This window comes from Brucella sp. GW823-FHT04E01 (genome assembly GCF_058796175.1).
This window is the reverse complement of record NZ_JBXAIK010000003.1, coordinates 1023613-1044965: the sequence shown is the minus strand read 5'-3', so window position 1 is coordinate 1044965 and position 21353 is coordinate 1023613. Positions and strand designations below refer to the sequence as shown.

Sequence of the window (21353 nt, the reverse complement as noted above, 5' to 3'; positions counted from 1 at the left end):
AATCCTGCCCCCGCAACCAAATTCCCACAAAAATACACGAAATCTCTCAAGCATAACCGATGTTCGTATCTTTGCGAACTGGCTCCGGCTTCTCGCAGAAGACCGTTCGACCTAATATCGATGCACGGAAGCGAGTTCTATACGCACGCATCGCAGCGCGCTCATAACCCCAAGGGTGGGCAGCAAGATGCTAGCGTAATTCTCAATCCACCGGAGCTGCATGGTGTAACCCCGGTGGATGTGTTGGCGCGGGTTAGGCTGATGAGTGTGGCTTCAAGATATTCCGGATGCCGAGCGGTTCAAATCAAGGTTGCCTGACGTCCAGCGGAAAGCGGTATCGGGAAATTCCAGATCGAAATGCGCGCGTTTTAGAAGCGCATTTGTGATGACAGCGCTTCTCCAGGCCATCAGGCTCAATTGTGGTTCTGCGATGCCATGGCAAAGCCTGCCTGCGTTGAGTACAAAAATCCGGCGGTCAGCAGGCCCGTTCCAGTCGAGAGCAAAATCTGCGCCGACACGCAAAGATCTGCCCTCTACAGCCGATAGTCGATCCTGGATTGCAGAGAGGCATTCAGGTAGTGAAAATTTGTAGCCCGTGGCAAAGATCAGATGATCGGCGCTGAGCATCTCGATCGTGCCATCGAAACCGTTGCGCATCACGATCGACAGGCTTGCGCCATCCTGCTTGAGGTCAAGAACTTCCCGGTATGGAAGCAAGGTCGCCCGTAGCGCATCGCCGTCCAGATGACGCTGTTCGTAGAGACGTCGATATATGGCCCTGATTGTCGACGCAGAAATACCGTCACTTGCGAGCTTTTGATGCTCGACGATCGCGTGCCGTCGCGGCTCGGCAAGCTGATGAAACTCGGCCACGTATTGCGGGGTGAAATGCTCGTCGGTGAACGGTGAGTCATCAAGCGGCTGAAAGTTCGGTCGCCTGCTGATCCAGCTGATCTCGTTGTCGGAATCTCTGCGTTCCAGCAGATGCTGGAATATCTCCGCGCCGCTTTGCCCTCCGCCGATAACTACAATCCTCTTGCCTTTCAGCGTGTCCAGTTTCTGTACGGCTTCGCTTGAATGGAATGCACGATCGCCAATCACCGATCTGGCCCATTCAGGTACATAGGGTTTCAACCCCACACCGAGGGACAGATTGCGGGCCGTTCGGACCTCATTATCGAAGGCCAGCTGGAAATGATTGCCGCTAAAAGTGATCTCGCGGATATTCTGACCAAAGTTCAGGCTCGGAATATTCCCTGCAGCCCAAGACAGATACCGCGCAAACTCCTTGCGGGGGATGGCGTCGTAGTCAGCGTTGAGAAACTCATAGAACCGCTTATGGGCGACCAGATAGGCTGCAAATGTCCACGGGCTCGTCGGATTAGTGGCTGTAACCAGATCCTTCATGAAGGAGGTCTGGAGTTCGGCACCGGGCAGCATCATGCCCGGGTGCCAGTCGAATTTGGGTTTGCGATCAAAAAATTGGACATTTACGCCGTTGATTGAATCCAGCTGCGCCGCCAGACTGAGATTGAATGGACCAACGCCAATTCCGCACAGATCAAGAATGGAATGTGTCATACTGAAACTCCTTCATTGATATAAGTTTGCGCCCTCTGGGAGGAGAAAGACGCCATTTCCGCGAGGTAAAGAGGATTGTTCAACTCGGTACCAAGAGCGGGAACAGGCCGCTCATTGGTGTCGCCATAGCCGATCGCAAGACGAACGCGATTAATCGCTATGCGCGGTATTTTCGGAAGAAACAGATCAAAAATTTTATATCGCTCGGCCAGTTCCGGATGGCTTTGCTGATAAAACCTCAACCGGGCTGAGAGGCTTGTGTAGAACGATAATTCGGGATAGCTATCGTGAGCGACCAGTGCTTCGGAAAGAAACCGTAGTACGCTCGCAAAATGTCCTGTCTGGAGATGTTGCTGCAGATGGGGAGCCGGTCGACGTTTCAACGTCGCCTTTACATCTGCGGGGAGTGTTGCCAGCTCCGGAAACTCTTGGTCAATCAGATCGGTGTCACCTTGAAAATCCTTGATCGCCACACCGGCAGGAATGTCGCCGTCCAGAAGAAGCGTGATATTCTGGCCATGCGCAATGAAGCCAACTCCATAGCAGCATAAGAAATGGTAGAGCGGGACCGCGATTGCCTCGAAGAGACGTTCGAGCCATTGATCATGGGACAGGCCGGATCGTTCGATCAGGGCGCTTATAACAGGACGCCCCGCATTATCAGACTGCGCCAGTGCTCCCATCATCATGGGGCGCCAACCGTGCGGCAAGTGCTTTTCCGGACTCTCCCGCCAGATGGCCCCCAGCATCTCGCAAAACTGATAGGGCGCGCCTTTCAGTGTTGCGAAGTGCGGATGAGGGTAAAACGCACCGGCGACTTCCTGCAGAATCCGGACGTTTTTCAGCGCCGAATCCCTCTTGGCTGTTTCCGCGAGCCAGTGAGACAGCGCCGGTCCGATCCGCATATATTTTCCGGGAACGCCACGCCAGGCAGACGTATTCAGGACGGTAAGCGGCAATTTGACATGAAGCGCGCGCCCGCGAACCTGATTGGCAAGTGTTCGCAGGGACTGTTGCGCAATGTAGGTATCGCCGAAACAACCAAGCGGTACCAGTCGCCCGGCAGCAATCTCGCTGGCATATTGGCTGACAATCATCGATTGCCATTGCCAGGGATGGACGGGCAGCAGCATATGCGTGTCAAGGCTAATGCCCACGTCACTCATCGCAGCAAGCAGATTGTGTCGTTCTCCTGTGCCGAGGCATTCGGCTAGCAACGCAGGCTCTGTAAGATCATGTGCAAGTGCAAGCTGACAATGGTTGCGCGCGGCGGCGAGCCAGAAAAGCTGGATCGGTGCATCGAATTCCGGTGCGTAGGTTTCGCTATCCTGCAATCCCCAACCCAGCCGTCCCTTGTTTGCCGGCGCCTTGGGATGACCGTCGAGGAGTGTTTGCAGTTCCGTGTCGGACAGGCCAGCCAGCTCGCTTGCATCGAAAGCGGCACGGCGTGCCACGATACGGGCGTCCGCCATCAGCGTGTTGTAAAGCTCCTTTGCATACGTGCAGAAAGTGGCTGGTGAAATATCCAGAACATCACGCGCCTCGGCGAGGAAGCCGACCGCGTCATTTGCCACAGCTTCTTCTGTCGATGTCGCCCGCACGAGGCTTTTCGGATCGATATGCAGCTGTCCCCAGATGCGACGGCGTGCTTCAAAACGATAGGAAACAGCATCGCCAAGCGTCAGCGTCCACATCGTTTCAGCCTTGTTCAAGGCGACAGGCGCAAAGCCTTCCTCATACGACAGTTCCGAGATGGCTTTGGCAATAGCTGTTCGGTTCACTATTCCCCATATCTCGTCGTCAACCGCTTTGCGGCCCGGAAGCGGGCCAAGAAGAGCCCCGGAGACTGGTTGACGGTTCATAACGGCACCTCCTTGAAGAAGCGGTCCCGTTCACAACACACCAGAGCGGCGCGCTTGTGAGGAAAATCGAATTCCTTCACCTTGTCATAGGCTACGTCTGCGCAATAGCTGAGCATCTTCTGGTGGGATGCCCGTGGCTCGCCAACGATGCGTTGCGTTCGAGGCTCGTCAAGGAAAAGATAGTGGGTGACCGAGCGGAAAAGCGCGAGCGTCTTGGGGCGGCCGAGGTGCCGAGGATTGCCAATCAGGCCATGCCAGCCGCGATCGAAATCTTCGCTCTCATAATGTGGACCGAGACGGTCTTCACGTGCCCAATAGAATTCGAAATAGCCGGTCGGCTCGTTATCAAAATTCGCGATGACACCAAAGATATGCGGGTCCCGCTCCTGATCTGCGAGGTAGGTCTCAAGTGCCTCTGGACTTTGCGCCAGCTCCCAGAAAAAGGAGACGCGTCCCTGATTCATCCAGCCGTAGAACAAGTCTAGATCCGTACGACGATCGATGGGGCGGAAGGAAACTGTCTTGTTCAGATCAGGTATCCAGCGTTCGTAAAATATGCCGGATGGACGGGGAGGACGAAGCAATGGCAGCCGGTCGGCGGGACCGAGTGCCGATCGGATGCTGGGATAAGGCATATGGGCAGCCTGTTTGCGCCACAGCAACGGCAACTGGTGTAACACACAGCGATCCACTACGGCCAAACCTTCGACTTCCCGCAGAGCCAAGGCGCTGACTGGAGCAAGTTCGCTGGCTGGTGGTAGCGTCAAAGCCGCAATGTCGGGAAAACGCAGAAAGACGGCATCCAACAGGGCTGCAAGCAGCATGGTCGCATCGCTATGCAAAGGATCGAGCCTCACATCTTGCAGTGCGATTGTCTGCCGGTCGAAGGTGAGGCTTGCTTCGGCGCGAAACGCTCCGGCTTCTCCGAACAGGAATATACGTCCACTCTTGTCCAGCCTTGCCGCAAGCCGCTCGGAATTCGTCGCGCAATAATGCCAGGATAATTCACCACCTATTTCCGCGTGTGGCGAAAGGCGTTGATAGTCACTACTCTTCGTTTGAACATTCATGGCTTCACCGTGTCGAAATGGGGTTGGGAAACTGGATGTAGGAGGCGAGGGGATCGGTCACGTCGGTGTTTTCATTGACGTTTCCAGCCGAGATCATGAAATTTCCCTTGGCAACCAGCGTGGGGCTGTGAAGGAGATAATCCAGCGCGGTCTTGTCCCGCACAGGCCGCTTGTGTAGCCGTTCCAGAAAGCGTTGCAGGGCCGCAAAAAGTTCATTTTCATCAATGAAACGCGCCGAGCCCAGCGCGGCGATAAGTGCGAAAACGCCGTTGATGAACAGATAGTATCCAATCAGTTGAGCAGCTTCGTCACTGCCGAAGACATGGTCGGTAGCAGCACCTGCCTCAGGCAGATGTTCGCGCAGAAACGGCAAGAAAGAGCGGACGTAACCTGTACCCTGGCAATCACGGAAATAGAGCGCATTCGGCCAACCGTCCTGGAGGCCAAGAACGAGATTCTGCTGATGAGCGCCAAAAAGCAGGCCGTAATCGCCTTGGGCAATCATGAAAGGCGCAATGGCAACATCCAGAAAGCGTTCGAACCAGCGCTTCGCTACATCAGTCTCTGGGGCTCCCTCCGACGCGGCGATCCGGCGTATGAGGTCTGCGACATGGCTTCCATTCCCATCCGGGTGACGTTCGCAAAGCGCTGCAAGAACGGCCGCGTGCGGTTGCTGCTCACCGCGAAACGGGTTTTCCCGGAAAACTGTAATCGTTTCATTGTTGATGGAGCCGTCCGGCAAACGCAGAGATATCCAGCCGGGTTCACCCATAATGTGAAAATCCGGAAAACGTTCTTTCAGGGCCTTGCCGATTGTTCCCGTTACGAGCCGATGGACGTTAATGCCCCGCAGGCATTCGCTTGGTTCTACGATGCGGCGCGAATTGGTAAGCCGGAGGCTGAGCGAAAATTTGAGCATCCAGTCGCTCTCGCGAGAATATATCGCGCGCAACGAGCTTGTCGCGCGCCAGTCAGGGCCGCTGCTGCCGAGATCGATCAACTTGCCCTGACGTTCCAGTTGCTGGATATCCGGGCGTAGCGACAGGCGAGACGCCTGCCATGGGTGCAACGGAATGAGCGGTCGCCCGGCCGCTTTTTCAATCAGTCGAGAATCCGACGCAATGGATACTATAGCTTCGGCAACGTCGAAGCCATCAGCCGCTCCCTGTGCCAGCAGTTCTGGTTCGACAGCCCACCACCGCAAAGCAAAGGCATTGCCATATTCCGGGCCAAACCGGCGGTTGTCTTCATCGGTGAATTCATCCCGGCTGCGTGGAAACGGATGTACCGCATGACCGAACCGCAACGCTTTTTCGGCCGTGATGAAATCAGGGTCTGATTCAACAAAAGGTCGTTCATCGGCGGTTTCCCGGAGGAGGTCGGTAATTGAGCGCGTGCTGTCCAGCACTCTTTGCTGGAAGAGTAGTTTCGCATTGGGTGAAACGCTGCCGCCGATCTCATTTTCTTTGAGAAGCAGGAGCGCGAGTTCTGGCAAACTTATAGGTTCCAACCGGTCGCCATTGGATTTCCACATAGGCGCGCCGAAGCAATGATATCCGGCGAGCGACCAGAAAGTCACAGGCACCCTGACCTCGATATCTGATGCCGGAAGCTTCAGAAGTAAGTATTTTTTTGTTGTACCTCCAGCAGGTGATGGGGGTCCATCCACTATTTCCCAATTTTTCCATTCTCGTTTCAGAGAATTTATAAATATACTTTCCGATACAGCGAGGTAATTTGTATTAATTACTATATTCATTTCGCTTCTCCGAAATAGTTATGATTTTTTATTTACATACTATGCAGACATTGCTACCGATATAGAAAATTAAACATGCGGTGATTTCCATGGGTTTCGATGATACGGCGCTTAAAATGTCCTCTCGTCTTTCGATTGCCGTTTCGACTATCGGTTTTAATCAGACAGCATTCATTGCTCTTGTCCCTCTCATCGCGACTGCGACGGGTCTGCAAACAGGTGAGATCGGTCTTACAGCGGGGCTTGGTGCCGTGGCCTTCGTTGCCAGCGCTCCCTTGTGTGGAATGCTCGGCGCTCGAATTGGAGCGCGGCGCGCGCTGTATTGGCTGGGGCTCGTACTTCTGCTGGCACAACTCATCTTTCTGGCGCTGATGGTGGTGGGCCCGCTGCCCTATGTGCCGGCTCTCGGTTTGCTCGTAGTATCGCGCCTCGTCTATGGGGCAGCATCCGCTGGAATTATGCCGATTGCTCAAGCCTGGATTTCCGGATTGTTGCCGCAAAAGGAGCGCACCGTTGCCTTGGCACGGCTCAGCGCCGGGCTCAGCATTGGCCGCATTCTGGGTTCCGCTGCGGCAGTGACCGCCAGTGTCATGCCGCTTCTGCCACTTATGCTGCTCGTTGCAAGTCCGCTCAGTCTCCTGCTGGCGCCTGCTGCAAACGACACTGTCGGCAAAGCTGGTCCGCGTTCCGATAGTCGGGCATATCTTTCTCCACTCGACGGACGCCTGCTGCCATTCCTCGGACTTGGATTTCTGGTCACGATGTCCTTCGGACATGTTCAGATGATCCTCGGACCGCTGCTGCAACTGCATCTTGCCGTTGGTCCGGCCGAGGCAACCGCTGCTGCGGGGATCACGCTGATTGTTGTGGCGCTTGCGATGATCGCAACGCAGATACTGGTCATTCCCCGGTTGCGGCTCGACAATGGAACCTGCGTTATCCTCGGTACAGTTCTGCTGGCTGCTGGTGTCCTGCTCGTGGCGGTACCCCTCGCATATGTGAATCTCTGCGGACTGGTGATGGCCGGAGTAGGAATGGCGATTGCCACGCCCAACTATCTTGGATGGCTCACCGGACGGATGGAACAGGGAGAACAGGGGGCTGCGGCTGGTTGGCTTGCAAGTGCTCACGTACTTGGCCAAGGAGCGGGCGCGATCTCCGGCGGCTATCTTTTTACAGTCTCTGCGCAGGCACCGCTTTTTGTCAGCGCGATCCTTGCTGGCATGGCAGCGCTTCTCGCCTTCTCGATGAAGGCCCGAGATACATGAAGAACAAGAGGGATGCTGGATCATGACGGCCGCCTGCCAATGGCATCAACGCCTGTCCTCGGTAGTGTCTTGAGCATCCTAATTGTGGCGAGAACGGCCAGCCCCGAAAGCACTGCGGCCAGAGCGAAGAGAGGGCCGTAGCCCAGACGATCTGCAAGGATGCCTGAAACCATAGAACCAGCCAGATAGACAACAATCTGTGCGCAGGCGAGGATCGTAAAATCAGTTCCAGGCTGATCGGGCGATGTGACGCTCATGAAAAGGCTGTAGAGCGCAACGATCTCCATGTACCGGATGATCGTCTGAAATGCCGATGCCCCGTAAAGCGGCCAGATTCCACCCAGTGCGCCGAAAGCATGCAGGGTGAACAGTAGGAAGCAGATTGTTCTCAAGCTCCCCAGAAGCCCAAGCACTGCGGCGACACCATTGCGACGAAGAAGAACGGCGGCGATGGCAGAACCGGCAATGCCTGCGGTTGCGGCGGCGGCACCTGACAGATAGCCGATCACGTCGAGCGGAACGCCCGCATCCACCAGATAGGGTCCCTCCATGGCTTTCATCAGCCCTTCGCTTGCCCGATAGATCAGTGCAATCCACAGAATCTGCCGTGCTTCGGCGCGGCGTAGGAAATGCATGATCGAGGGACGTGAAAGAGCCCGCCCGTCGAGCAAAGGTGCGGGGTCGTTTTCCCGCATCGATAAGGCGGCGATCAAAGGAATGAGCGAAAGAAATGCAATCGTGCCAAGCATGATCGCCCAGCCTGCGTGGTGATAAAGAACCAGTCCCAGCGTTCCGCCGATCAGAACGCCGAAAGCGACCGCACCGCCCTGGATGGCGTTGCCGAGAGGTCTGTCTGCCTCGTCGAGATATTTTGCAGCATAGCCATCGGTCGCTATGTCCTGAGTGGCAAGCAAAAGAGAGGCAATGAAGCCGACAATGAAAATTCCGGTGACATTATCCGGACCCAGCGGGATGAGGCACACTATGGCCGCGATGATCCCGCTTTGCGTAAGCACGACCCAGCCAGCCCGGTGAGAACGTGCCCATGGTCTGAAGCGGTCGACCAAAGGTGCCCATGCAAACTTCAGGACCATGGGCAGAAGCAGAATGGAAAACATGCCGATAGCGGTGCGTGACACATCCTGTTCCCGCAAGATGGGAGGCAGGGCGGCAGCAAACAGATAGGTCGGAATGCCCTGAGCCAGATAGAGCCCTGCAAGGACACAGAACAACCGTTTCCGTGATGAGGGACGGGCGATGGAAGAGGGGGCAATCGTCATCATCGATTGCCCTTGTGAGAGTGCGGGCCTGCCAGGCAGGCCGTGGTGCTGAAAAGCATCTTCATCGCCCGGCTCTGCCTTAGAACGTCACTTTATAGGAAAGGAAAACGCTGCGCCCCAGCCCTGCTACAGGTGCGTTACGCGTGGCTGTTGCCGTGGGGTTGATATAATAGGTGTCGAAGACGTTGCGGACGGCGAGGCTTGCTTCGCTGCCGTTCTCGAAGGTTTTCGAGAACGCCATATTCACCAATGTAGCGTCGTCTATCTGCTGACCCTTGATACGGTCGCGACCCGAGAAATATTCAACTTCCCCCCGGACCTTGTACCCGCCTTCGAACGACACTGTGGTATAGGCAAGCCCCTTCCATGTGGTTGGAATACGGTTATTGGGAAGGTATTCGTCCGAACCGATGCTGCCATCCCGGTTGGCGTCATATTTGCCTTCCTGATAGGCAACCAGACCGCCGATGGTGAACATCGAATTGATGTCGTAGTCGGCTCGTGCCTCCACGCCCCAGATACGTTCCTTCTGCTGGCTTACGCGGTTTGCCGCGATATCATAGTTCACACCATCCTTGGAGGTGGAAATATAGCTGCTCACCGTGCTGCGAAGATCGCCCCAATCGCCGCGCAGACCCACTTCATAAGTGTTGACCAGCTGAGGCTTTGGCGCGATGTCGGCATAGCTGATCGTGTAGTCAGGCGTGCCGCGGCAGCCATAGATGGCAGCTATCGAGCCGTAGGCATCACAGATTTCGGCAAGTGAATTGACACCCGCGCGGCGTGTAAATGCGCCGATATCCGTAAGGCTGTAGCCTTGCGAGAAATTACCGAAGGCCTGCACCTCTTCCGTGACGTCGTACACCGCTCCAGCGTTGAAGGTCCATGCGTTGTAGTCAAACGAACCACCAAGAACGCTGATCGCCGGATAGATATTCGCCAGTGACCGCGCAGGCCAGGCAACTGCTGTAGGCCGCGTGAAATCATTCACATCGAGGTAGAACTGATCGAAACGCGCGCCGCCCTGCAAACGGAACCGTTCCGTGACTGGAACTTCGGCCTGCGCAAAAGCTGCGATGGAATTCTGCGTCATCGGGGCGATAGCATCTTCGTCGTTCAGCAGGGTCTGCGCCACCTTGTCGTAAGCGTAATCCACACCCCAGGTCAGCTTGCTGCCATTGGTGATGAAATCCATCGGTGTCGTGATGGTCATGTTCACGCCTGTCCGGTCGAAGTCATATTTCGACTGGTTGAACCATGCGGTCGGCTGTCGGGGATTTCCCGAATAATAGACCTGAGTGTTCACAGCCGAAAGTTCGGTGAACGGGGACTGTTTGAAGATCTTGTTATAGAAAGCCTTCACTTCGAGATTGCCGAGTGCAAAATCCTGATCGGTATATTTTGCAGTCAGATACTTGGAATCCTCGCGAAGTGGTTCGCCGGTGTAGGCTGAACCGAATCTCGGTGAAACCGGGTTCGTCGTGTAGTTGGTGAACCATTCCGGCTTCTGCTTGGCGTAGGTCCAGTCAAAGCTGACTTCAAACCGGCGCGGACCGCTTTCATAGCCTACGACACCGAAGAAATTGCCGTTGACCGTCCTGTCGCCGCCACCTTGTCCAAGCATGGCGTCGGATGGCATTTCATTGCCATGTCCGTCATAGGTGCGGCGGGTCCAATCGCCGGTTCCGGAGAAGTAATAGTCGAGCTTGTCTTTTCGACCCTCAATGGAGATGCTCGTTTCCGGCGCGGTCGATTTGCCAAGGTTTTCCGTGTAGCCGGAAAGGCCGGTGCGTACCGTGACGGTCGGCTTGTCGCTGGTGCCCCGCTTGGTGATGAAATTGATCGTTCCGCCTGTCCCGCCGGCACCGTAGAGGCTTGAAGCTCCGTTCACGACCTCAATGCGTTCAACAGAATTGAGATCGATCATCGACAGGATGCGTGACAGGTCGCGCAGTGGCGTGTTGCGGGGCACACCGTCCACCATGATCAGAACGCTGCGACCACGAAATGTTTCCGACGCGCCGGATATGGTCTGGTTGCTTGGTGCGAAACCGGGAACCAGGCGCGAAATCAAGTCGCTGGCATTCGGCGAGATTCGCATCGCTTCTTCGACTTGTTCCCGATCAATCACCTGAACGGATTGAGCAACAGCGGCAATTGAGCTCTCATTGCGTCCGGCGGTGATGATAATCTGGTCCAGCCGCGTAACCCCTGCGTCGTTGCCTGCAGTTTCCTGTGCAAACGCTGCCGTCGTAAATCCGCAGCCTGAGAGCAGCAGAACTATGAATTGCCTGTTCATGTTTTTCCCCAAGTGAGAATAGTCAATGGAATCCGATGGATGGCCAATCCGTGGCGTCGGTTTTCCATCAATCTGTTACAGTCGCCCCTGGACGCAAAGGACATGGTGCCTGGTCATGAGGGTGATCCATGAAGGTCTCCTTTTGTCGTCCCGCCTTCATTCGACGGAGACAGGACTGGCCGTCTCCGCGAAAGTCGTTTAAACTAGATTATTATTGTCAACTTTATAGGGTGGCCTGTGCGTTCGGCTTGGTTCCTGGCGAAAATTGATAGGACCAGGACGAACTGACCGTTGGTCATTTACCCGTGTTGCAAGGATGCATCATGATTCCGTCTAAGCAGATCGAAACGATAGTTCCGCAGCACTTTCATATTGCCGATATCGGGAATGAAACCGACTGCAAACTCTGTGCTTCGGCGCTCACTGAGATTGTGGGAGATGTCTCGCTGGTCGTGGGCGCAACTGCACAGGGTGCTGTCCGGGGTATTTACTGCTCGGTAGATCCGCTCCGGATCATGACCTGCTATTTTCCGAGTTGCGAGATATTGATCCGGGGTAAAGGCGGATGCTCGGCCGATCAATTGCTTATGGTGCGAAGCATGGAAGGAGCGCTTCGCATCCGACAATCCGGTGAGACATTGAACCTGTTGCCGGGTGACGTAGTTTTTCTGTCGCCGGACAAGGCGTATGAATGGTGGCTCCCTGAAGGCGGACGTGTCGATTGTGGACGTTTGCCTGTGAGCTATTTTCCGGTCTCAAAACAGGCCGTGAAAAACTTTTTGATGCGCCCAATACCGAAGGCCTATCCACCATTAAAGCTCCTTATTACGCATGGTGCCTATCTGCTTATGCGAGGCACGCACGCGCCCGGCGAAGCCGAGATGATCGCGGCGCACTTCCGACAGGTGTTGCCAATGGTTCTGGAGTTTCTCCGGGACGATCACCGTAAACATCGCTCAGGTCTGAACCTTTCGCAGATCAAAGCTTTCATCGAGACTGGTCTGTCGGATGCAACCTTCGATCTTGGTACGGTTACCGCAAGGTTTGGCGTTACTGCCCGTCAGGTCCAAAAGCTTTTTCAGGCTGAGAATACGACGTTCTCCCGTTACGTGCTTGAGCGTCGACTGGATATGGCCCGACTGCGTGTTTCACGACATAACAATCGCTCGATCAGTTCAATTGCTTACGAGGTTGGCTTTGGCGATCTTTCCTATTTCAATCGGGTGTTTCGCCAGCACTTCGGCATGACACCATCGGCGATGCGAGACCAATCGCATGCCATGGTGAGTCAGATTCAAGCTCTTGGTTCGTCCAGACTAAAGGTCACAGGAGCCACCCGTTGATAGCTGCTGTTTGACGGTCCGAACGCCTGCGCCGTTACACCTGTTCGAGCCTCGCCTATCAACAGAACGCTGGCCGACCGGATGGGTCTTTATCGATACATATCCATATTTTCCGGGGCCTGTGCGCCAAAATTACGGGCGTAATAATGGCCGCTATAGACCGCAGCTGCGATGATAGATGGTGCGTAACAGTCGCCAATCGCCGTGACGGATATCACGCCCGCATCTTGCCAGTCATTTTTGCGGGCTTCCAAAGCAGCTTGCAGCGTGTTGTTGGGATGGCGGCTGGTCACTGGTACCAGTGTGCTGCATGGAACCTCGGTTTCCCTGCCGGAATAGACACATGCGACCGACAGACTGTCCGATGTTTGTCTTGCGAGCTTATGCAGCGGGATTATCCTGACACCCAGTTCTATCAATCTTGTTTGAATTTTTGATTGTTCAAGCGTGTGTTCCGTCCAGGGAGCCACGATCGGCGCTGGCGTGACCAATGTCGTATCAATACCGCGGCTCACGGCCAGCTCGGCCAGAACCGATCCGAGATAGTAACGATCATCATCAAATATCACCAGAGGTCCGTGGCACGCATCGAGTGATGTTTTGTCTTTCAGGATAGCGTTGACGCTCAGCGTGCGTCCTTCCAGTGTTTCCGGAGGTTGCCGATGCGAGCGACCGACTGCATCCGCGCGCCAGTGCGCTCCGGTGGCCAGCACCACATGCGGGATTCCGTAAGTCAGAATCTCGTCGGCATCGAGTTGGCTGTCGAGATACATCTCCACATTGGTCGCGCGCTGCAATTGCATCATGCGCCAATCGCGAACACGCGCCCAGCTTGCCAGCCCGGGGAGGGCCGCTTCCTCCGTGACGCGCCCACCCCAATGGGTATGCTTTTCGGCTATGATGACTTCTGCACCGCGCTCGGCCATGGCGCGAGCGGCTTCCAGACCGGCTGGTCCTCCGCCGACCACCAAAACTTTCTCGGTGGCCTGCAACCTGCTGATTTTCTCCGGATGCCAGTCCTTGCGCGCTTCTTCGCCAATCGTCGGGTTTTGCGTGCATCGCAATGGTGCAACGGTGTTGTCGCTGGCCGTGCATATATTGCAGCCAATGCATTCGCGAATGTCGTCGATGCGACCGCTCCGGATTTTCTCGGGCAGAAATGGATCGGCGATTGACGGACGGGCTGCGCCGATGAGGTCCAGAACACCGGAGCGGATGGCCTGTACCATGGTATCCGGTGAGGTATAGCGACCAACACCCACAACTGGTTTGCTGGTGAGTGATTTCACAAATGAGATGTAAGGCTCCTGAAAGCCTTCCTGCGAAAAGCGCGACGTCTGGCTGTCGTTGGACCAGCCGGACAGGTTTACATCCCAAAGATCGGGTTCATCGGCGAGAGCGGCAATGACGTCCCGACCTTCACCATTGTGCTGGATGCCCTGGTCGCCCAGAAACTCCTCAACCGCAAAGCGGACTGCGATTGCGCATTTGTCGCCGACAGCGTCGCGCGTATCGGCCAGAACCTCGCGGAACAATCGCAAGCGGTTTTCGAACGACCCGCCATATTCATCCGTGCGGGTATTGTAGCGTTGCAGCAGAAAATGCTGCAGTAAGGTCATGTCGTGACCCGCATAGACATAGATAATATCGAAACCGGCCCGTTTGGCGCGAAGTGCGGCATCGCGATGCCATTTGCGAAACCGGGCGATGTCAGCTTTGTCCATGGCTCTTGCCTGAACTGGGTCCTCCACATCGACAATCATGTCCATGGGACCGAGCGGCGCCAGTCTGGTCAAACGGTTGGAGACGTGGATACCATTATGCACAAGCTGGATTGCAGCGAGACTACCATGCTGGTGGACGGCCTCAGTCAGCTTCTGGAGACGGTCGGCGTCTTTCTCGTCCCATATGCGGCCCTGATTGGATGGCGTGATATCTGACGTCGGATGGATTTCGGTTTCCTGTGTGGAAACGACACCCCAGCCGCCCTCCGCTTTCATTTCACGCAGCCGCAGATCGTGCTCGGGATAACGATGACCCATGCCGCTACAATGCGGAACCTGATAAAAGCGGTTCTTCGTCGTAACAGGGCCAATCTTGATCGGCTCGAACAGAATTTCGTGACGCTTGTCCATGATCGCTCTGCTTGTCATTTATCAGCATGTCCCCCTTGTCGGGGCGACCGAATGAGAAGTGGATTTCCATCGCGCTTAACGCGCGATGGAACGCTTGAAGCGAGCTTCGAGTTTGGCCTGACCATATTCCAGAACGATGGACAGGGCCCAATAGATCATCGATGCGGTGATGAGCATTTCGATGTGCCGGAACTCGGTCTGACCTTGGGTACGGGCAAGATACATGAGTTCCCAAACGCCGATGACGGAGACTAGAGACGAGTCCTTGAGCATCGCGATGAACTGGTTGCCGGTTGGCGGAATTATGATGCGCATCGCTTGAGGAAGCGTGACCAGCCACATGGTTTGCGAGGGCCCTAGACCCAACGCATATGCGCCCTCCTGCTGCCCGCGGGGAATGCTCTCAATGCCTGCGCGGAAGATTTCCGTCATATAGGCGCCGTAGCATAGGGACAGCGCCAGAATACCGGCGGGAATAGGTCCGATGACATAGCCCACCTGCGGCAGTCCAAGGTAGATAATGTAGATCTGCATCAACAATGGCAGGCCACGAAAAAGCGAAGTGTAGAACGTCGCCAGGCCGTAGATGAGGCCATTCTTAGAAAGCTTGGCCACCGCACCGATCAGAGCCAGAATGGTTGCGAAGAATATCGAGGCTGCGGAAATATAAAGCGTCGTGACGACACCCTGGCTGATCAGAAATCCGATCTTTCTTGCGATAAAATCAAATGAGAGATCGAATGAATAGAAGAAGATCATCAGCAGCAGGAACAGTTCCAGCCATATTGCCGTGATCTGCGCCCAACGCGGAAAAAGTCTCAGGAAACTCCAATTCGCGAAGATGACGATGCTAAGCAGTATCGAGGAGATTAGCGTCGCCTTGGTGAAGCCGGCTTTTGCGACTTTCGGGTCGATGCCAAGCCAGTTTGTTATGCCGGAGAACCGGATATTCATGAAACAGAAGAGTGCTGTCAGGATAACAAAGAACGCTATCTGGACAGTACGTTTAGCGGCCTCGGGCCGCGTCAGAAAAAACCTCCCGAGCATGTTCTCTCCCCTGTCAGCTTGCCTTTCGCTCCGCAAGCCAATCCTGCATCTGCAGTTTCCAATAGGTTAGCTGGGCGGCTGCGAGACCTGCGGCGCCTCCGGCCCAGACCAGCCCGAATTTTTCGAAGAGTTTGTAGCGGTCACTCTGTCCGCAAATGGCTTCGGCCACGATCTTTCCGCCGATCGCGGTTGTGTTCAGCCCGTGCCCCCCGAAGGCTGTGCAGTACCATGTAGCGCGGTCCAATTGACCGATCTGGGGCATCAAGTGTCTGGCGTAGGACATCAGGCCCGACCATGCCAACTCTGTCTTCAGTGAAGCAAGCTGAGGGTAGGTTCCAACCATTTCGTTGCGCAATTCACGGACTACGCCGGGCGTATCGGCTGCTCTCGTCGTGATGCGTCCGCCCCATAAAAGCCTGCGACCACCATCGATTACACGGTAGTAGTCACCGGCACGACGGTTATCACCAATCGCGGCCGTGGTGCGGATCGCCGACGCGATCAGTTCGGGCGCTTCTTCGCTCACCATCACATAGGTGGCAATGGGCAGATAGGCCCGTCTGATCTGGCTGACGAGCCCATCGGTGTAGCCACCTGTGGTGATCAGTATTTTGCCCGCTTTGACCTGCCCGCGGGCTGTTTTTATAAGCTTGCCATCATTGTGGTCGAGCAATTGGAGTACGCGGCTGTTCTCGAATATCCGTCCGCCGAGCCGCTCTATCTCGCAACCGAGCGCCCGCAAGTAGTTCAGCGGATGGATATGAAATGCATTAGGGTCGTAGACGGATTGAAAATAGCGTTTGGAATTCAGAATATTGCGCGTTTCAGCTGTCGGGTGAAAATCTATTCTGTAGCCATAATCGCGTTGAAGCGCTTCGGCATAATGTTTCAGGCTTTCACCGTCGTCATACCGGCGCACGCTCATAATGCCGGGAATGAGTTGGGCTTCTTCAATCTTCAGCGTGTCAATGTTCTGTCGAACAAATTCGACGCCTTCAATCGATAATTCATGAAGTGTTTTGGCAATCGTCTTGCCCGTGCGGGCAGCAATGTCATCGCCACCGGACGCGAAGCCGGGGCTGACAAATCCACCATTGCGTCCGGATGCGCCAAAGCCGATGCTTTCAGCTTCCAGGACAACGACTTTCTTGCCAGCTCGCGACATCTGCAACGCGGCCGACAAACCTGCAAGTCCGCCGCCAATCACTGCGACATCTGCTGTTGTTTCGCGTTCAAGCGTTGGACGCGCGAAATCGTCCGCCTTTGTTTGGCTGTAATAAGTGGCCGGATAAGTCATCGCAACACCAGGAAAAGCATATCGGATGAGCCATCGTCACGATGGCTCATTTCAATATTGATGTAAGGGTAATATCAGTCGGCGCTGTAGTCTTTGCCGTACCACTTTGCAGTGAGTGTCGCCAAAGTACCGTCAGACTTCATCTGCTTGATGATTTCGCCAATCTTGGCTGTCCAGTCTGGATCGTTTTTTTCGGCAATAACCACCAACGGCTCACGGAAAGCGTATTCACCTTCGATAATCTTTACGGGGTAGCCATTCTTGATGGCGTTCTGTGCCGTTTGCTCTGGAGCGATGATTGCATCGATGCGGACGCCATCACCCAGTCTCAGATCGTCGAATGGCAGCATGGAATCTGCGAAAGTGCGAATTTCGCCTGGTTCGAGCTTGTACTCAATCGGGGGAAGGCCGGGGGCATCGATTTCCAACTGCCGACGAGCGTAATCTTCTGAAGTCGTTGCGGTCTCGACACCGATGATTTTGCCTTTCAGGTCGGCGACAGATTTTGCCGCGCTGTCCTTATGAACGACATAGACATAGGGACTGTAGTAGTAGATGCCAGCAAAATCGATGACGTTAGCGCGGGCTTTGGTTGGCGTGACCGATCCGACGCCAACGTCATAACGACCCTGCCAACGACCACCTGTCAATGTTGCCCAGTCTGGTGTTTCGAAGGAAACGGTGACGCCAAGACGCTTGCCGATCTCGTTGGCCACGTCCACGTCGAAGCCTACCAACTTGTTGGAATCATCCAGAAAGCTCTGGGGCGGCCAGCCAGCATTGGTCGCGACAACCATGGCCTTTTTTTCCATGACGCGATCCAGCGTCTCTCCCGCATAGGCAGAGAATCCGGTAGCCAGAATAGCGCCTGCGATACCCATTATTGTTATGATTTTTTTCATTTTATCGAACCCCTCCTCTGGTTTGATGCATGAGCATTGCATAAACCCGGAAGCAACGGCTAGGCAGCCCAAAGAAGTAGGTTATGAAATTAGTGCATGATGATATGCAATTCTTGCAGAATGTGCGCTGAAGCCTGCTTGAGCTCGGGGTCGCTCGTGCGCGACGCCCGGATATGCTGAACGAAACCGTCTGATCGTCCGCTCCGTAACTTATTGATTGCGCACGGCCATTGCCGTGACTTCGACCCGCATTTCAGGCGTGGCGAGCCCGGCGACGCCGACCGCGCAACGAACCGGAAAAGGCTTTTTGAAAAAGCGCAGATAAACTTCGTTGAAGGCGGGGCGTTCATTGATGTCAGTCAGATAGATCGTCAGGTGAATAACATTCGCCAGACTGCTGCCAGCCTTTTCGAGCGATGCTTTGAGGCTGTTCAGCGTGCATTCGCTTTGGACTGTTATGTCGCCGGTTTCCATGGAACCGTCTGCCCGTATGGGGATATGGGTGGTCACCAGAAAATTGCCGATGCCTGCGACATCGGAAGAGATTTCGCTTTCGTCCGTATCCTCCAGAAAATAGGGCGGTGTGCTGTTTGTCATGGTCATTCTCCAAGAGGTTAGGCGTTTCTACAAAGTGTGAAGCGGTTTTCCGATAAGTTGTGCGCTAAAACAAGCAGGTAGAACATTTCCGTCGATTGAGCGAACCCGATCCAAGTGAGGTAGCAACAATGTGTACTGGTCGGGACGGGCATCCTATTGCGGTGGTGATCGGGCAGGTCTAAGAAACAGGTCGGAGGCGAGGAGGCTTCCATCAACGACGACCGGTTCTGGTCTGAAGGCAATCCATGACAGAAAAACATTCTCATCGCGGGCTTGTAGTTGCCGCGATTATGGCAAGCATGGCCATGATCGCCGTCGAGGCAACGATTGTGTCGACGGCAATGCCGCAGATCGCGGCGCAGCTGGGCCAGCTCAATCTCTACTCCTGGGTTTTCTCGTCATTTCTTTTGACACAGACAGCAACGACAGTCGTGTTTGGCAAACTGGCCGACATTTACGGGCGCAAGCCGGTGCTTGTTTTTGGTATTGCGCTGTTCTTGACCGCTTCGGTGCTGGCTGGTTTTGCGTGGTCGATGCCTTCAATGATTGTTTTCCGGCTGTTGCAGGGCGTCGGGGCGGGGGCAATCCAGCCTGCGGCCATGACCGTGGTGGCCGATCTTTTCCCTGGAGCGCAGCGCAGCAAGGTTCAGGGATACCTTGCAAGTGTCTGGGCATTGTCAGCCGTTGTCGGTCCGTTGCTTGGCAGTCTCATCATTCACAACTTGAGCTGGGCCTGGGTATTCTGGATTAATGTGCCGGTCGGTATTCTGGCGGCATCGGGCTTTCTTCTCTTTCTTCATGAGGAGAAGCGGACAAAGCCGGTATCGATCGATGTGCTTGGCGCAGCACTTTTCGCCGTCTCCATCTCCTCGCTGATGATTGCGCTCACCCTGATGGAGAGCGCGGTTTCGCTTGAAGGAATTCTGGCGTTCATTCTCTTTGCTCTTTCGCTGATTGCCTTCATCTGGCAGGAACGTCGCGCGAAGGAGCCTATGGTCGCACCGGACCTGTGGCTGAAACGTCCTATCGCTTTCTCCAATCTGGCGGTTTTTCTGGCCAGCATGTCGATCATGGGGCTGACGACATTCCTGCCGATGTATGTACAGACAGTTCTCGACCGTTCTCCTGTGGTCGCGGGCTTTGCCCTGACCATGTTGTTGCTGGGCTGGCCATGCGGTGCCACGATCGCATCACGGCAGTTCACGCGGTTCGGATTACGCCCGATCATGATCGCCGGAAGCATCTGCATTCCGATTGGCACCTCCCTGCTTGTCATGCTGACTCCATCAAGTTCAGCCACACTGGCTGGAACCGGTTCTCTGATCATGGGTTTCGGCATGGGGCTGCTCAACATTGGGGCGCTCATCCTGACACAGGATAGTGTGAGTTGGTCGGAGCGCGGCAGCGCCACGGCATCAAACGTCTTCTCGCGCAATTTGGGCAGTACGCTCGGAGCAGCCATTCTCGGTGCGGTGCTGACCTATGGTCTTGCCAACGCCAATCATGGCGAAGCGATTACGTCAGACCAACTTCGGGATCTGTTGAATGGCGCGGAGATGTTGATAGATCAGCAGGAGCTTCGGCTAGCGCTTCAACATGCCCTGCACGCAACTTTTGTAGCGATGATGCTTATCGCCGTTCTGATCGTGCCAGCCTGTCTTTGTGTGCCGGGGGTGAAAAAGACTTACGAAGAAAACGTGGTGACCTGACACGCTGCACTTTTAGCAAGTTAAGGGTTCAGTCGGCGATTGGTTCCAAGTCGGCTGAACTCGTGATCCTGCGGTAATCCGCACTGGCAAACCGTGGAACTTAGCTGACGCAAAATACGCCTTAAAAGCAAAAATCCCGGACAAAGCCGGGATTTTGTTGCTTATCTGATCGGAAAACTGGAGCGGGCGAAGGGATTCGAACCCTCGACCCCAACCTTGGCAAGGTTGTGCTCTACCCCTGAGCTACACCCGCTCGCGCCAGTCGTTTCCGTCAGGCAGGCGCTATATGAACTAACGCCCCGGAGATTGCAACAGGGAAATTACAGGAAAATGTCGTTTCAACGAAATTAGCTGCCGGTTAATTGATAAGTATCTGTAAATATTATTCTTTCCAGAATGCGTGTCGTGTTCTCTGCTGCGTTTTCTCGTCAAAGCAAGAAAAATGAGCCTCCACGGATAATGGAATCGGCTGTCAGAGGCGTGAGCGAGGCTGGTGCGTTTTGTGCGAACAATCCAATTTGCTTTGCATGGTTTCTAAGCCTCTATCCATGGTCTATAAGCGCTGTTGCAAGTCGTCGAAGCGTGAGGAGCGTGATGACATGCTCAACATATTCAATGCCGAACAGAATGGGGTGGAATCATGCCTTTGTCGCCGAGCGAACTTCACGATTATCTTCAGAAACTCGGTATCGAAGTGAAAACTGTCGAACATCCTCCCTTGTTCACGGTCGCGGATTCCCAAAGCCTGCGTGGTGAAATCCCGGGCGGCCATACGAAAAATCTCTTCCTGAAGGACAAGAAAGACAATTTCTTTCTCGTGACAGTCGAGGAGGACGCGGTGGTCGATCTGAAGTCGATCCATCAGCTGATTGGTGCGGCAAGCCGCGTTTCGTTCGGCAAGCCGGAAAAGCTGCTGGAATACCTGGGTGTGATTCCGGGTGCAGTTACGGTGTTTGGCGCGGTCAACGATACAGCACATAATGTGCAGGTCATTCTTGATGCTGATCTGATGAAATATGACGTCATCAACGGCCATCCGCTGACCAACGAAGCCACGACTTCCATCAAGCGCGAAGACCTCGTCGCTTTCCTCACTTCCACCGGACATGAACCGCGCATTCTCGCCGTTTCCGAAGGTGCGAAAGCGGACACTTCGGTATAAACTGATTTTCAAAACGGGCGGCTTTCTTGCACACGGCAATTG

At 54.9% G+C, this 21353-nt stretch carries 15 protein-coding genes and 1 tRNA gene; 4 read left to right on the top strand and 12 right to left on the bottom strand.

What is annotated here, in order from left to right:
* Positions 1–273: 273 nt before the first annotated feature.
* The 4 genes from AC1RHM_RS15180 to AC1RHM_RS15165 are packed head-to-tail and all read right to left on the bottom strand — an operon-like array spanning position 274 to position 6008.
* A complete protein-coding gene (locus tag AC1RHM_RS15180) occupies positions 274–1581 on the bottom strand; it encodes a lysine N(6)-hydroxylase/L-ornithine N(5)-oxygenase family protein (RefSeq protein WP_010658466.1) in 1308 nt (435 codons plus the stop codon).
* Positions 1578–3443 carry an IucA/IucC family protein gene (locus AC1RHM_RS15175; RefSeq protein ID WP_010658467.1) on the bottom strand — a complete coding sequence of 622 codons (1866 nt, stop codon included), beginning with the start codon at positions 3441–3443 and terminating at the stop codon, positions 1578–1580. The genes AC1RHM_RS15180 and AC1RHM_RS15175 overlap by 4 nt, the downstream gene beginning before the upstream one ends.
* Entirely contained in the window at positions 3440–4513 is a 1074-nt protein-coding gene (locus AC1RHM_RS15170) for a GNAT family N-acetyltransferase (RefSeq protein ID WP_010658468.1), read from the bottom strand. Before AC1RHM_RS15170 ends, AC1RHM_RS15175 begins: the two co-directional genes overlap by 4 nt.
* Before the next feature lie 4 nt (positions 4514–4517).
* Entirely contained in the window at positions 4518–6008 is a 1491-nt protein-coding gene (locus AC1RHM_RS15165; RefSeq protein ID WP_226622728.1) for an IucA/IucC family protein, read from the bottom strand.
* A gap of 353 nt (positions 6009–6361) precedes the next feature.
* On the opposite strand from AC1RHM_RS15165, the gene AC1RHM_RS15160 reads away from it, so the two are divergent.
* Positions 6362–7540, top strand: coding sequence for an MFS transporter (locus tag AC1RHM_RS15160; protein WP_010658470.1), 1179 nt, complete (start codon positions 6362–6364; stop codon positions 7538–7540).
* Positions 7541–7560: 20 nt separating this feature from the next.
* Here the strand turns inward: AC1RHM_RS15160 and AC1RHM_RS15155 are convergent, their stop codons facing one another.
* Both AC1RHM_RS15155 and AC1RHM_RS15150 read right to left on the bottom strand, forming a co-directional pair.
* Positions 7561–8823: an MFS transporter gene (locus tag AC1RHM_RS15155; protein WP_029375913.1), complete on the bottom strand. Its 1263-nt coding sequence runs from the start codon at positions 8821–8823 to the stop codon at positions 7561–7563.
* A gap of 76 nt (positions 8824–8899) precedes the next feature.
* Positions 8900–11119 (bottom strand): TonB-dependent receptor, encoded by a 2220-nt coding sequence (locus AC1RHM_RS15150; RefSeq protein ID WP_010658472.1) that lies wholly within the window; start codon positions 11117–11119, stop codon positions 8900–8902.
* A 323-nt stretch (positions 11120–11442) separates the two neighbouring features.
* On the opposite strand from AC1RHM_RS15150, the gene AC1RHM_RS15145 reads away from it, so the two are divergent.
* Complete coding sequence (locus AC1RHM_RS15145) at positions 11443–12462, top strand: helix-turn-helix transcriptional regulator (protein ID WP_010658473.1); 1020 nt, start codon at positions 11443–11445, stop codon at positions 12460–12462.
* Positions 12463–12551: 89 nt separating this feature from the next.
* Here the strand turns inward: AC1RHM_RS15145 and AC1RHM_RS15140 are convergent, their stop codons facing one another.
* The 5 genes from AC1RHM_RS15140 to AC1RHM_RS15120 form a co-directional block, all read right to left on the bottom strand.
* Complete coding sequence (locus tag AC1RHM_RS15140) at positions 12552–14615, bottom strand: oxidoreductase (protein ID WP_029375914.1); 2064 nt, start codon at positions 14613–14615, stop codon at positions 12552–12554.
* Between the two features lie 57 nt (positions 14616–14672).
* On the bottom strand, positions 14673–15644 hold the full coding sequence (locus AC1RHM_RS15135) for an amino acid ABC transporter permease (RefSeq protein WP_010658475.1): 972 nt from the start codon (positions 15642–15644) through the stop codon (positions 14673–14675).
* Positions 15645–15657: 13 nt separating this feature from the next.
* Positions 15658–16941: an NAD(P)/FAD-dependent oxidoreductase gene (locus tag AC1RHM_RS15130; protein ID WP_010658476.1), complete on the bottom strand. Its 1284-nt coding sequence runs from the start codon at positions 16939–16941 to the stop codon at positions 15658–15660.
* 74 nt (positions 16942–17015) lie between these two features.
* Positions 17016–17843 (bottom strand): transporter substrate-binding domain-containing protein, encoded by an 828-nt coding sequence (locus AC1RHM_RS15125; RefSeq protein ID WP_012092708.1) that lies wholly within the window; start codon positions 17841–17843, stop codon positions 17016–17018.
* A gap of 210 nt (positions 17844–18053) precedes the next feature.
* A complete protein-coding gene (locus AC1RHM_RS15120; protein WP_010658478.1) occupies positions 18054–18440 on the bottom strand; it encodes a RidA family protein in 387 nt (128 codons plus the stop codon).
* A gap of 245 nt (positions 18441–18685) precedes the next feature.
* Between AC1RHM_RS15120 and AC1RHM_RS15115 the strand changes: the two genes are divergently transcribed.
* A complete protein-coding gene (locus tag AC1RHM_RS15115; protein ID WP_010658479.1) occupies positions 18686–20149 on the top strand; it encodes an MDR family MFS transporter in 1464 nt (487 codons plus the stop codon).
* Positions 20150–20327: 178 nt separating this feature from the next.
* Here AC1RHM_RS15115 and AC1RHM_RS15110 read toward each other — a convergent pair.
* Positions 20328–20402, bottom strand: a tRNA-Gly gene (locus AC1RHM_RS15110).
* Between the two features lie 387 nt (positions 20403–20789).
* On the opposite strand from AC1RHM_RS15110, the gene AC1RHM_RS15105 reads away from it, so the two are divergent.
* Positions 20790–21311, top strand: a complete 522-nt coding sequence (locus tag AC1RHM_RS15105) for a prolyl-tRNA synthetase associated domain-containing protein (protein WP_010658480.1) — start codon at positions 20790–20792, stop codon at positions 21309–21311.
* The last annotated feature ends 42 nt before the right edge of the window (positions 21312–21353 follow it).

Coding starts and splice junctions, on each gene's coding strand:
- AC1RHM_RS15150 (WP_010658472.1), bottom strand. CDS start 11,119: ATGAACAGGCAATTCATAGTTCTGCTGCTCTCAGGCTGCGGATTTACG.
- AC1RHM_RS15105 (WP_010658480.1), top strand. CDS start 20,790: ATGCCTTTGTCGCCGAGCGAACTTCACGATTATCTTCAGAAACTCGGT.
- AC1RHM_RS15140 (WP_029375914.1), bottom strand. CDS start 14,615: ATGACAAGCAGAGCGATCATGGACAAGCGTCACGAAATTCTGTTCGAG.
- AC1RHM_RS15125 (WP_012092708.1), bottom strand. CDS start 17,843: ATGAAAAAAATCATAACAATAATGGGTATCGCAGGCGCTATTCTGGCT.
- AC1RHM_RS15180 (WP_010658466.1), bottom strand. CDS start 1,581: ATGACACATTCCATTCTTGATCTGTGCGGAATTGGCGTTGGTCCATTC.
- AC1RHM_RS15175 (WP_010658467.1), bottom strand. CDS start 3,443: ATGAACCGTCAACCAGTCTCCGGGGCTCTTCTTGGCCCGCTTCCGGGC.
- AC1RHM_RS15130 (WP_010658476.1), bottom strand. CDS start 16,941: ATGACTTATCCGGCCACTTATTACAGCCAAACAAAGGCGGACGATTTC.
- AC1RHM_RS15115 (WP_010658479.1), top strand. CDS start 18,686: ATGACAGAAAAACATTCTCATCGCGGGCTTGTAGTTGCCGCGATTATG.
- AC1RHM_RS15160 (WP_010658470.1), top strand. CDS start 6,362: ATGGGTTTCGATGATACGGCGCTTAAAATGTCCTCTCGTCTTTCGATT.
- AC1RHM_RS15135 (WP_010658475.1), bottom strand. CDS start 15,644: ATGCTCGGGAGGTTTTTTCTGACGCGGCCCGAGGCCGCTAAACGTACT.
- AC1RHM_RS15120 (WP_010658478.1), bottom strand. CDS start 18,440: ATGACAAACAGCACACCGCCCTATTTTCTGGAGGATACGGACGAAAGC.
- AC1RHM_RS15145 (WP_010658473.1), top strand. CDS start 11,443: ATGATTCCGTCTAAGCAGATCGAAACGATAGTTCCGCAGCACTTTCAT.
- AC1RHM_RS15170 (WP_010658468.1), bottom strand. CDS start 4,513: ATGAATGTTCAAACGAAGAGTAGTGACTATCAACGCCTTTCGCCACAC.
- AC1RHM_RS15155 (WP_029375913.1), bottom strand. CDS start 8,823: ATGATGACGATTGCCCCCTCTTCCATCGCCCGTCCCTCATCACGGAAA.